We start from the raw sequence: 12,339 nt of genomic DNA, 5'->3' as shown, positions 1-12,339 counted from the left end.
GAAATTTTTTCATACAAAATAGGACTTATTTATTAAAGATTTATCGTGGATTTTGTTAATTTAATACGCCGTTGTTATTATGAGTTTTAAAATAACTGTATTATGAATTGCGCTATATTTTTATTATGATGCATACAATATAATTCCTCCCGTCTATAATAAAAGAAGGATAATTAAAAATATGACTCTATTTCTAAGTTTTATATAATTTTTTAGTTTGATAATTAAATCAGCTTAAACCTTCTGTCAAAATCACAATATATTCACCTGCCAAATCACGATGTATTTTGGCCTGTTGATAGGCATCACTGTGATACCAGTTCTGTGCTTCCTGCATCGTGCTAAATTTGATAATTGCAACGCCATCAGTTTCGATATTTTCCAAAGCAATCGATTGCCCATAAAAAACGATGGGTTCAGCATCGAAGCCTTGGCTGGCTTGACGTGCCAACGTGGTATAGGTCTTCATTTCATCTTGGTTTTTTAATTCTTTACGAATCAGAATGATATAGGCACTCATGGATTTTCCTGAATTGAACTTATTTTTAAGATTATGAATTTTTAAATGATTGATGGACACCTGATGGTATCCATCAATCTGGGTAATTTAAGCTGCGCGGGCAACCAAAGTTAAAATATCATAAGTCGCCACTAGTTCATCATGTTGATTTTTCACTTTGATATCCCAAACCACCACACCATGTTCGGGTTGAGATGGATCTTTTTGCGGTTTTGGTGTTTTCTGTTTGCAGGTCAGTTCTACTCGAATCGAATCGCCAATTTTGACTGGTTCAACAAAACGTAAATTATCCATACCATAATTGGCAATCACAGGGCCTTGAGCAGCATCAACAAATAAGCCTGCTGCTGCTGAAACAATGAAGTAGCCATGCGCAACACGTTCACCGAAGAAAGAATCTGCCGCAGCGATTTTGTCGGTATGGGCATAGAAATAGTCACCACTGAGGCAAGCAAAATTGACAATATCTGCTTCAGTCACGGTACGGCGTGCAGTCAGTAAACGTTCACCAATCACCAGTTCATCAAATGATTTTTTAAATGGATGAACTCGGTCTTCATTAATATTTGAACCCGCCGTCCATGAATGGGTGACTTGCGTCAGGCTATTCGGTGAACCTTGAATCGCTGTGCGTTGCATATAGTGTTTGACTGCACGAATGCCGCCAAGTTCTTCACCGCCACCCGCACGGCCTGGGCCGCCGTGTACAAGATGAGGCAGTGGAGAACCATGTCCTGTACTTTCTTTGGCTGACTCTTCATCCAGAATATGAACACGACCGTGCCACGGTGCAATTTTTTGAATAATCTGCTCAATATTTTCATCCGCATTTTTTACCACGGAGGCCACCAGACTGCCTTCACCACGAGCCACCAGATCGGCAAGTTCGTCGATTGATTGATAAGGCATCAAGGTACATACCGGGCCGAATGCTTCAGTGGTATGCACTGAGATGGCTTCTAATGGTTTTTCGCAGCGCAAGAGGGTCGGTGGAAAGAAGGCGCCTTTGTCTGGATGATCTGCATTAAATTTAAATGCGCTATCGCCACCAAACACAATTTGGGCTTCTTTTGCCAGTTCAGCAACTTTGGCTGCTACATCCAGTTTTTGTTTAGGGCTGGCTAGGGCGCCCATCGTTGTGTCAGGTTTTTGTGGATCTCCAACCACAACTTTTGCCAGTTTGGCGCTCAGCTTTTGCTGGACTTGTTCAAGTAGAGCATGAGGAACAAAGGCACGGCGAATGGCGGTACATTTTTGTCCAGCTTTGGTGGTCATTTCACGAAACACTTCGCGTACAAACAGATCTAGCGTTGCTTCATTCGCTTCTGGACTGAGAATCGCGCTATTGACTGAATCTGCTTCCATACTGAATGGAATGGAGTATTTATTTAAGTGCGGATGATTGCGAAGCTTTTGGCCTGTATATGCTGAACCTGTAAAGGTGACGCAGTCTTGAGGGCCTAAATAATCAAAAAGATCATAAATTTGACCACAGATCAGTTGTAGCGAACCTTTGGGTAAAATACCCGTTGCAACAATCGCCTTAACCACGGCTTGAGTCAGTTGAGCGCCTTCAGTTGCAGGTTTAACAATACAAGGGACACCAGCCAAGAGCGTTGGCGCAATTTTTTCCAGCATGCCCCAGATTGGGAAGTTAAAGGCATCGATATGCACAGCAACACCAGCTTTAGGACTTAAAATGTGTTTCGCGCCAAAGGTGCCGTTTTTAGAGAGCTGAATCCAGCTATCTTCGGTAATAATTTTTTCATCATTCAGTTCACGGCGTACCAGACTTGAATAGGCGAATAAGGTCTGAATCCCGCCTTCGATATCAATCCAGGCATCTTTACGTGTCGCACCAGTGGCATGAGCCAAGCTATAGAACTGTTCTTTTTGCTCAAGTAAATGTTGGGCAATTTGCTTTAGGGCATTGGCACGTTGATGAAAAGTCCAGTTTGCCAGTTCAGTACCATTTTGCTTGGCATATTGCACGACCTGTTGCATATCGATGCCATGACTGCTGACGCTATAGATTGGGGCACCAGTAATTGCATGTACAACGGTACGTGTCTCTTCATGACTTGAATGCCAGATTCCATAGACATAAGACGCCAGTTTGCTTAACTGCTGGCTTGAGCTTTGTTCTTTAATATCCGTGGTTGCTTCTTCTAGATGTGCTTGTTCAAGCATGATCAAACTCCATTTTTATGTGATACATCAATTATAGAAATACTTAAAATATGATTCATAATTTCATATTGATTGAGCTAAAAGTCAACCTTATTTTGTTTTTAAGCTTGAATAAAATTTTTATTAATTTAATTAATATTAACTAAATCAATTGTTTGAATTTGATTTTATGGTTGATTTTAATTTGATACAAAAATATTGATTGACTTTGTTTTATGTGTATCGAAAAATAGATTCATGGATGAAATCCTCAAGGAATTGAAACATGGAAAATAATTATCAGAAATTTGAGCACAACATTGCCAATGACATCACCATTGAAGCCAAAGATGAGATGCCTGAGGCTTATCGTAAAACCTTGATTCGTCAGATTGGACAACACGGTCATTCGGAAATTGTCGGGATGCTGCCAGAAGGTAACTGGATTACCCGTGCACCAACGTTGAAACGTAAAGCTGTATTGCTGGCAAAAGTTCAGGATGAAGCAGGGCATGGTCTCTATCTTTACAGTGCGGCTGAAACCTTAGGTGCAGACCGTGATGAGATGATGGAAAAATTGATTGATGGAAAAATGAAATATTCATCGATCTTTAATTATCCAACGGTGAGCTGGGCCGATGTGGCGGCGATTGGCTGGCTGGTGGATGGTGCTGCGATTGTCAATCAGGTGGCTTTATGCCGTACCTCTTATGGCCCGTATGCGCGTGCCATGGTGCGAATCTGTAAAGAAGAAAGTTTCCATCAGCGTCAGGGTTTTGAAGCCATGATGGCATTGGCTGCTGGATCTCCTGAACAAATACAGATGGCGCAAGATGCAGTGAACCGTTTCTGGTGGCCTGCATTGATGATGTTTGGCCCAAGTGATGAGCATTCTCCAAACAGTGCACAAAGTATGGCATGGGGAATCAAGCGCTTTAGTAATGATGAATTGCGCCAGAAGTTTGTCGATAACACCGTACCGCAAATCTTACAGCTTGGCTTGACTGTGCCTGATGCGGATTTGAAATGGAATGAGGAAACTGGTCATTACAGCTATGGCGAAATTAACTGGCAAGAATTTAATGAGGTGATTGCAGGTCGTGGGCCTTGCAATCACGAACGGATCGAAGCACGCCGCAAGGCTTGGGAAAATGGCAAGTGGGTGCGTGATGCAGCCGTTGTCTACGCCAAAAAACAGCAAAACCAAGTCGGTAAAGTTGCTTAAAAAAGAATTGATGGAAAAATTTAAGGATATCGCAATGGAAAATAAGAACAATTGGTCACTTTATGAAGTGTTCGTGCGGAGTAAGCAGGGTTTAAGTCACCGTCATGTTGGCAGTTTACGCGCGCCTGATGATGAGATCGCCCTGCAAAATGCACGTGATGTATATACCCGCCGCAATGAAGGTATCAGTATCTGGGTGGTGCGTTCGGAACTGATTAAATCTTCACAGCCAGATGAAAAAGCCGAGTTTTTTGAACCTGCATTGGACAAAGTCTATCGTCATCCGACTTTCTATCATATCCCTGATGGCATTGAGCACATGTAAGGGAGTATGAAAATGAATAACACGGTTTTATCGAAGTTTTTATTACATATCGGTGACAGTCAACTGGTGTTGGCACAACGTCTGGCCGAGTGGTGTGGTCATGCGCCTGAACTGGAAATTGATATTGCTTTAGCCAATATTGGTCTGGATTTACTAGGCCAATCCCGAAATTTTCTGACTTTGGCAGGACAATACGAAGCTGAAAAACGTGATGAAGACCAATTGGCTTATTTCCGTAATGAACGTGAGTTTTTGAACTTATTGTTGTGTGAACAACCGAATGGTGATTTTGCGCAAACCATTGTACGTCAATGGCTGATGGATCATTACCATGTGTTGTTATTAACGGCGTTAACCCAATCCGCAACGCCAGAAGTCGCGGCATTGGCGGTGAAATCTTTAAAAGAAGCCAAGTATCACATTCGTTTCTCAACCAGCTGGATGGAACGTTTAAGCCTCAGCACGGCAGAGGCACATCAACGTGTACAACAGGCATTAGACAATTTGTGGCGTTTTAGCGCTGAACTGTTCGAGTTGACTGCGGAAGAAAAAACACTGGTTGAGCAAGGCATCATTCCTGATTTATCTCGCGAAAAAGCACAATGGGATCAGGTCGTAGCTGCCGAACTCAAGCGTTTTGAATTGAGCATTCCTGCAAATGGTGCCTACCGTCGTGGTGCCAAACAAGGTTTGCATACCGAGCATCTGGGTTTTCTGTTGGCTGAAATGCAATCCATTCAACGCAGTTATCCTGAGATGACTTGGTAAGGCAAGGAGTATCGCTATGCACATGATTCGTCATTGTATTGATCAATGTTGGGATGTTTTACAAAACGTCAGCGATCCAGAGATTCCAGTGCTGTCGGTGGTGGATTTGGGCATGATCCGTGGTGTGGAGTTGAATGAACAGCAAGAAATTATTGTTCGATTAACGCCCACTTACAGCGGTTGTCCAGCCACTGACTTGTTAAAAGCACAGATTGTCGAAGCACTGACAGCAGAAGATTTGATTCCCGCAAAAGTCATCATTGATCTATCAGAAGCATGGACCACGGACTGGATGTCGGATGCAGGTAAGCAGAAACTGCAAGCCTATGGCATTGCCCCACCAGAAGGTACGGCACAGCAATGCGGAACGCATGTACATCTGAGCGATGGCGTGGTGTGTCCCCATTGTAAAAGTCGTAAAACCCGATTGTTAACCGAGTTCAGCTCCACCGCTTGCAAAGCCTTGTACAAATGTCAGGACTGCCTTGAACCCTTTGATTATTTTAAATGTATTTAAAGTCTTGGATAAGGAAATCAGCCATGAGCCAATTTATTCCATTAAAAGTAAAAACAATTACACCACAGACGGATCAGGCGATTTGCATTGCCTTTGATCTGGCCGCAGAACAACAGCAACAGTTTCAATTTCAGCCAGGCCAGCATCTCACTATTCGCCATTTAACCGAAGCGGGGGAAATTCGCCGTTGCTATTCAATCTGTAGTTATGCGCCAAAAGAAGACATCAGCATTGCAGTCAAAAAGATTGAGCAGGGCCAATTTTCCAATTGGGCCAATGAGCATTTAAAAGTGGGTGATGTACTGGAAGTCATGCCACCACAAGGTGTGTTTTTTCAGAAAGCGGCACGTACGGGCGGTCAAGCCTATTTAGGGATTGCTGCGGGCAGTGGAATTACCCCAATTCTTTCCATCATTAAACAAGTGTTATTTGAGCAAGAGTCAGCAAATTTTACCTTGTTATATGGCAATCGTTCGTGGAAACAGACTATGTTTTCCGAGCAGATTATGGATTTGAAAGACCAGTTTAAAGAACGTTTCCAGCTCATCAATATCTTTTCGCGGGAGTTTAACGACAGTGAGCTGCTGAATGGTCGTATTGATGAAAAGAAGCTCAAGCAGTTATTTGAACATGACGTATTAGAGTCAGACTTTGACCATGTGTTTGCTTGTGGCCCTGATGAAATGATGGATACCGTCGAAAGCCTGTTACCTGATTTGGGGATTACGAAAGAGCGCATTCATACGGAACGTTTTAACACAGGTCATATTCGTAAACGTCCAGCAGAAGCTGATGCCAATCGTAAGGAAGAAAAAGTCAACATCGTGCTAGATGGACGAGAGTTGATTGTTGCGGTTGGACAAGAGGACGAAAGTATTCTCGATGCTGCATTACGTGCAGGTGCGGATTTGCCTTATGCCTGTAAAGGTGGCGTATGTGCCACCTGTCGCTGCAAGGTACTTTCAGGTGAAGTGGATATGTTCCTGAATTATAGCCTTGAAGAGGATGAGGTGGAAAAAGGCTATGTACTGAGCTGCCAGACTTTACCGAAAGGCGCGAATGTGCGTTTGAGCTTTGATGAGTAGAGAAACAGCGATGCAAACATTGATTCAGGTTGAAACACCACTTGAGGGCGTCATGCTACTGAGCTTAAACCGTCCAGAAAAACGTAATGCCTTAAATAATGCCACCTTACAGTATTTATGTGATTTGTTGGAACAGGCTGAACACGATCCTCAAGTAAAAGTGGTTGTGTTAACGGGCAATCACAATTGCTTTGCTGCGGGTGCCGATCTGAGCGAATTGGCGGCAATGGATGCGGTGTCCTTACAACTCGATATTCGTCCAAAGTTATGGCAGAAGATCGATGCATTTACTAAGCCAATCATCGCAGCAGTGAATGGTTATGCCTTGGGTGCTGGATTTGAACTGGTTCTACATTCGGATATCGTGATTTGTGGTGACAATACCAAATTTGCTCTGCCTGAGATTGGTTTAGGGATGTTACCTGGTGCAGGTGGCACACAACGTTTAGCACGTTTGGTCGGCCAGCAACTGACCATGCGCTGGGCAATGACAGGGGAAATGATCTCAGTCAAGCAAGCACAGCAGCATGGTATCTGTAGCGAGGTGGTACCCACCGCCCTCACGGTGGAATATGCCATTCAATTGGCAAGTAAGATTGCCAAACAAGCACCTTTAGCGATTCGGGTAATCAAGCAATCGATCAAAAGTATTCATGAGACAACATTAAGTCAGGGACTGAAATCCGAACGACAAAACTTTGTCTGGTTGGCAGCAACCAAGGATCGGAATGAAGGTATTAGCGCATTTTTTGAAAAAAGAAAACCAATCTTTAGAGGTGAGTGATGGACTATAAAAATATTATTATTGAAGAAAAAAATGGTGTGGGTTATTTAACCTTCAATCGTCCACAAGCATTGAATAGCTTTAACGTGGACATGCACCGTGAGGTGGCTGAGGTTTTGAATCTTTGGGCAAAAAAACAGGACGTTCGCTGCATCGTAATCAGTGGTGAAGGTCGTGGTTTTTGTGCAGGACAAGATTTAGGCGATCGAGTGGTTGATCCGAATGCCGCTGCACCAGATTTAGGGTATTCAATTGAAACTTACTATAACCCGCTGATTAGAACCATTGTGAATATGCCAAAACCTGTCATCTGTGCAGTGAATGGCGTGGCGGCAGGTGCAGGTGCAAATATCGCTTTGGCCTGTGATCTGGTGATTGCAGCTAAATCTGCCAACTTTGTACAGGCGTTCTGCCGTTTAGGTCTGGTACCTGATTCGGGTGGAACATGGTTCCTGCCACGCGCAGTCGGTCACGCACGTGCCATGGGCCTTACTTTACTCGGTGATAAATTACCAGCTGAAACTGCCAAAGAATGGGGCATGATCTGGGATGTTGCTGAAGATGCAGAATTAAAAACAAAAGTCACTGAGCTGGCTGAATGTCTCGCGAAACAGCCGACTTTTGGTCTTTCATTGATTAAAAAAGCCATTCATCAATCCCCTAATCATAGCTTTGATGAGCAAATGCATCTAGAACGAGACCTACAGCGTATTGCTGGTCGTTCAGAAGATTATCGTGAAGGCGTACAAGCCTTTATGAATAAGCGTGAGCCAAACTTTCAGGGGCTTTAAGCATGACTCATCTGGATTTATCTGATGCCCGCATCGCCGTTATTGGCTCTGGAACCATGGGCATCGGTATTGCCCAACTGGCGATCATGAATGGTCATTCAACTGTTCTCTACGATCTTGATCGTGAAAAGACCCATCAGGCGGTTGATGGATTGCATCAGACTTTTGCCAAACTGGTTGAAAAAGGCAAGATAACGGACGAACAGGCTCAACAGGCATGTTCACATTTAAGCATTGCTGATGGTATAGATGATTTAGCTAATGTGAATTTGGTGATCGAGGCTGTGGTTGAAAAACTGCAAGTAAAACAGTCTTTGTTTCAACAGCTTGCAGCTATTTGTAACGAACACACTATTTTTGCCACCAATACATCTTCAATTTCAGTGACTGCGATTGCGGCTGGGATTCCACAACCTGAACGTGTCGTGGGCCTGCATTTCTTCAATCCTGCGCCAGTGATGAAACTGGTCGAGATTGTGCAAGGTTTAAAAACACCAGCAGGATTATGTCACGCATTAAAAACTTTGATGCTGAACTGGAAGAAGATTCCAGTGCTGACCAAATCAACACCGGGTTTTATCGTGAATCGTATCGCCCGTCCATTCTACGCAGAAGCATTTCGTGCTTTACAGGAACAGGTCACAACTTATGACCAGCTGGATTATGCCTTAAAGCAGTGTGGTGGTTTTGCGATGGGGCCATGTGAACTCACCGATTTGATTGGGCAGGATGTGAATTTTTCTGTGACCCAAAGTGTCTATGAAGCGTTCTTTTATGAGCCGCGTTATCGTCCAAGTTTGATTCAGAAAGAGTTGGTTGATGCGGGTACATGGGGGCGTAAATCAAAGCAAGGTTTCTATCACTACAATGAAAAAAATCAGTATCCGACTTTTCAGCCTCAAGCCATTACAGCGACAGCCTTTCAGGCACATGTTCAGGTCAAAGGCGCATGGTCTCAATTACCTGAACTATTAACACGTCTAGCGCTGAATGGTGGGACTGAAAATGAAGAAAATATCATTCAGATGGATGATATTGATCTACGGTTAAGTCAGGGTGAATCTGTCAACCTGAACTATCTAAGTCGTAAAACGATATTGATGGATTGGCATCATGATTTTTCTAAGGCGCAAGCCGTAGTGCTGAGCCACAACCAGTTGTGTCAAGCCGATGATCTGGCAAAAGTTGAGGCATTTTTTGCTCAATATCAGATTCATGTGATTTGGATTACAGACCATCCTGCATTATTAACTTTACGTACCCTTGTCTTGCTGATCAATGAAGCCTGTGAAGCCAGTCTTCACGGTATTGCCAGTATGGAAGATATTGATAATGCCATGAGATATGGTGTCAATTATCCTAAGGGGCCGTATCAATGGATGATGCAATTGGGCGCGCAGTATGTGCTGCAAACGCTCAATAATTTATATGTCATTTATGGCGAAGAAAAATATCGTGCAAGTCTTTATCTCAAACAATACGTGGCACAGCAGCAAAGCGTAACGGCCAACGATTCAAAAGATTTAACCGCATTTGCATAAGCAGGAGTGATCATGGAAGACGTTTTTATTTGTGATTTTATTCGTACCCCGATTGGACGCTATGCGGGTTCATTGAGTTCAGTACGTACCGATGATCTTGCTGCATTACCTATCAAGCATTTAAAAGAAAAACATGCACATTTACCTTGGCAGGATTTAGATGAAGTATTTTTAGGTTGTGCCAATCAGGCGGGCGAAGACAATCGTAATGTTGCACGTATGGCAACCTTATTGGCAGGATTACCAGAAGCGGTTCCTGCCATGACCGTGAATCGGCTTTGTGCTTCAGGACTGGATGCAGTGGGTTTGGCAGCACGGTCGATTAAATCGGGTGAATCACAATTTGTACTGGCGGGTGGTGTCGAGTCGATGAGTCGTGCGCCTTTTGTACAAGCCAAGCAAACCGAAGCTTTTGGGCGTAGTCCTGAGATTTTTGATACGACCATTGGCTGGCGCTTCATCAATAAAAAAATGAAAGCACAATATGGTACAGATAGCATGCCAGAAACGGCTGAACATGTGGCTGAAAAATATCAAATCAGCCGACAGGATCAAGATGCCTTTGCAATTCGTAGTCAACAAAAAGTGGCTACGGCACAACAGGCAGGTTTTTTTGATGAAGAAATTTTGCCAGTTGAATTAGTAGATCGTAAAAAGAACATCACAATGTTTGCCCAAGACGAGCATCCACGTGCGGATACCAGTCTGGACAGTTTGGCGAAATTAAAAGCACCATTCCGTAAAGAAGGTGGTTCAGTTACAGCAGGCAATGCATCAGGTGTAAACGATGGCTCAGCTTGTGTTTTGCTGACCAATCGCCAATTTGCAGATACGCATGGTTTAACACCGTTAGCTCGTGTGGTGGCGATTGCCAGTGCAGGAGTTGAACCGAAATATATGGGCATCGGTCCAGTGCCTGCGGTACAAAAATTATTGAAACAAACGGGTCTGAGTCTGGATCAAATGGATGTAATTGAGCTGAATGAAGCGTTTGCTGCCCAGTCGCTGGCGTGTATGCGTGAATTAGGCCTCAAGGATGATGATACGCGTGTAAACCCCAATGGTGGTGCAATTGCATTGGGTCATCCTCTTGGGATGAGTGGTACGCGTTTGGTGATTACCGCAACCAGAGAATTGAAAAGACGCAAAGGGAAGTATGCACTTTGCACCATGTGTGTCGGTGTAGGCCAAGGTGTCGCCCTGATTTTAGAAAATGTAGCTTAATTTAATTGAAACGAAACGGTTCGAATAATATAACGAAATAGGAGAGACGGCAGTGGATAGCCTCATTACAGAAGACGTAGAAAAAATGACGCTTGCTGAGTTACGAGCGCTTCAAACCAAACGGTTAAAAGAAACATTGAGTAATGTTTACGCCAATAGTCCCGTTTATAAGAAAAAGTTTGATGATGCAGGTGTGCATCCAGATGATTTCGTCACACTGGATGATTTGGCCAAATTTCCATTTACCACCAAACAGGATTTACGCGACAACTATCCATTTGGCATGTTTGCCGTTCCGCAAGAGCAGATTGTGCGTTTACATGCCTCGTCAGGCACCACAGGTAAACCAACCGTCGTTGGCTATACCCAAAAAGACATCAATACTTGGTCGGATATTGTTGCGCGTTGCTTGCGTATGGCTGGTCTTAGTGCCAAAGATATGATTCAGGTGGCGTATGGTTATGGCCTGTTTACGGGCGGTTTAGGTGCGCATTATGGTGCTGAACGTCTAGGTGCCACCGTGATTCCGATGTCAGGCGGTCAGACTGAGAAGCAGGTACAACTGATTCAGGACTTTAAACCCACGGCAATTATGGTCACGCCATCGTATTGCGTCAGCATTATTGAAAAACTCGAGCAACAGTTGGGCAGTGCGCGTAATACCTCATTAAAAGTTGGTATTTTTGGTGCAGAGCCGTGGTCGAAAGAGTTGCGCCGTGAGATCGAAGAGCGCCTGAATATCAAAGCACTGGATATTTATGGTCTATCTGAAATTATGGGCCCTGGTGTTGCTATGCAATGCCTCAATGAAGGTGACGGACTAACCATTTGGGAAGATCATTTCTATCCTGAAATTATTAATCCTGAAACTGGTGAAGTGTGCAAGGACGGTGAGCTGGGTGAACTGGTGTTCACTACCATTACCAAAGAAGGTTTGCCAATCATCCGTTATCGTACCCGTGATTTAACCCGTTTATTGGCGGGCCAGAATCTCGTCATGCGCCGTATGGATAAGATCGTAGGACGTAGTGATGATATGCTCATCATTCGTGGGGTCAATGTTTTCCCGACCCAGATCGAAGAACAGATTTTACAGGTTCCAAGTCTGGTGCCAAATTATGAAATTCTGGTGGCGAAAAAAGGACACATGGACACTTTGCATATCCGTACCGAAATGTGCCATAACTGTGACATGCAGGCGCAGCAACTGGCTCAGCAGTTAATGCAACGTATTAAAACCATGATCGGGATTTCAGTAACGGTAGAGGTGGTGAATGAACTGACTTTGCCGCGCTCTGAGGGGAAAGCAAAACGCGTTATCGATATGCGCCAGATTGCTTAACATTATGATCATTCAGGGTATAGAATCTATATCCTGAATCTTAAACGC

At 43.8% G+C, this 12,339-nt stretch carries 12 protein-coding genes; 10 read left to right on the top strand and 2 right to left on the bottom strand.

Annotated features, from left to right (window positions below):
* Window positions 1-229: 229 nt before the first annotated feature.
* Both EC846_RS05070 and paaZ read right to left on the bottom strand, forming a co-directional pair.
* On the bottom strand, window positions 230-520 hold the full coding sequence (locus tag EC846_RS05070) for a DUF1330 domain-containing protein (RefSeq protein WP_123774425.1): 291 nt from the start codon (window positions 518-520) through the stop codon (window positions 230-232).
* An 87-nt stretch (window positions 521-607) separates the two neighbouring features.
* Window positions 608-2,710: a phenylacetic acid degradation bifunctional protein PaaZ gene (gene paaZ / locus EC846_RS05065; protein ID WP_123774424.1), complete on the bottom strand. Its 2,103-nt coding sequence runs from the start codon at window positions 2,708-2,710 to the stop codon at window positions 608-610.
* 265 nt (window positions 2,711-2,975) lie between these two features.
* Between paaZ and paaA the strand changes: the two genes are divergently transcribed.
* The 10 genes from paaA to paaK are packed head-to-tail and all read left to right on the top strand — an operon-like array spanning window position 2,976 to window position 12,291.
* On the top strand, window positions 2,976-3,914 hold the full coding sequence (gene paaA / locus EC846_RS05060) for a 1,2-phenylacetyl-CoA epoxidase subunit PaaA (RefSeq protein WP_123774423.1): 939 nt from the start codon (window positions 2,976-2,978) through the stop codon (window positions 3,912-3,914).
* A gap of 34 nt (window positions 3,915-3,948) precedes the next feature.
* Complete coding sequence (paaB, locus tag EC846_RS05055; RefSeq protein WP_004772025.1) at window positions 3,949-4,239, top strand: 1,2-phenylacetyl-CoA epoxidase subunit PaaB; 291 nt, start codon at window positions 3,949-3,951, stop codon at window positions 4,237-4,239.
* Between the two features lie 12 nt (window positions 4,240-4,251).
* Window positions 4,252-5,007 carry a 1,2-phenylacetyl-CoA epoxidase subunit PaaC gene (paaC, locus tag EC846_RS05050; protein ID WP_123774422.1) on the top strand — a complete coding sequence of 252 codons (756 nt, stop codon included), beginning with the start codon at window positions 4,252-4,254 and terminating at the stop codon, window positions 5,005-5,007.
* 16 nt (window positions 5,008-5,023) lie between these two features.
* Window positions 5,024-5,524, top strand: a complete 501-nt coding sequence (gene paaD / locus EC846_RS05045; RefSeq protein ID WP_123774421.1) for a 1,2-phenylacetyl-CoA epoxidase subunit PaaD — start codon at window positions 5,024-5,026, stop codon at window positions 5,522-5,524.
* Between the two features lie 23 nt (window positions 5,525-5,547).
* Window positions 5,548-6,609, top strand: coding sequence for a 1,2-phenylacetyl-CoA epoxidase subunit PaaE (gene paaE / locus EC846_RS05040; protein WP_123774420.1), 1,062 nt, complete (start codon window positions 5,548-5,550; stop codon window positions 6,607-6,609).
* Between the two features lie 10 nt (window positions 6,610-6,619).
* Complete coding sequence (locus EC846_RS05035; RefSeq protein WP_123774569.1) at window positions 6,620-7,393, top strand: enoyl-CoA hydratase-related protein; 774 nt, start codon at window positions 6,620-6,622, stop codon at window positions 7,391-7,393.
* Complete coding sequence (paaG, locus tag EC846_RS05030; RefSeq protein WP_123774419.1) at window positions 7,393-8,184, top strand: 2-(1,2-epoxy-1,2-dihydrophenyl)acetyl-CoA isomerase PaaG; 792 nt, start codon at window positions 7,393-7,395, stop codon at window positions 8,182-8,184. The genes EC846_RS05035 and paaG overlap by 1 nt, the downstream gene beginning before the upstream one ends.
* Window positions 8,185-8,186: 2 nt before the next feature.
* Window positions 8,187-9,725 (top strand): 3-hydroxyacyl-CoA dehydrogenase, encoded by a 1,539-nt coding sequence (locus tag EC846_RS05025; protein ID WP_123774418.1) that lies wholly within the window; start codon window positions 8,187-8,189, stop codon window positions 9,723-9,725.
* 12 nt (window positions 9,726-9,737) lie between these two features.
* Window positions 9,738-10,949, top strand: coding sequence for a 3-oxoadipyl-CoA thiolase (gene pcaF / locus EC846_RS05020; RefSeq protein ID WP_123774417.1), 1,212 nt, complete (start codon window positions 9,738-9,740; stop codon window positions 10,947-10,949).
* 52 nt (window positions 10,950-11,001) lie between these two features.
* On the top strand, window positions 11,002-12,291 hold the full coding sequence (gene paaK / locus EC846_RS05015) for a phenylacetate--CoA ligase PaaK (RefSeq protein ID WP_062847335.1): 1,290 nt from the start codon (window positions 11,002-11,004) through the stop codon (window positions 12,289-12,291).
* Window positions 12,292-12,339 lie beyond the last annotated feature (48 nt).

The sequence above is a fragment of the Acinetobacter sp. BIGb0102 genome (assembly GCF_003815055.1).
Taxonomy (GTDB): Bacteria; Pseudomonadota; Gammaproteobacteria; order Pseudomonadales; family Moraxellaceae; genus Acinetobacter; species Acinetobacter vivianii.
This window is presented reverse-complemented; position numbering and strand designations above follow the sequence as displayed.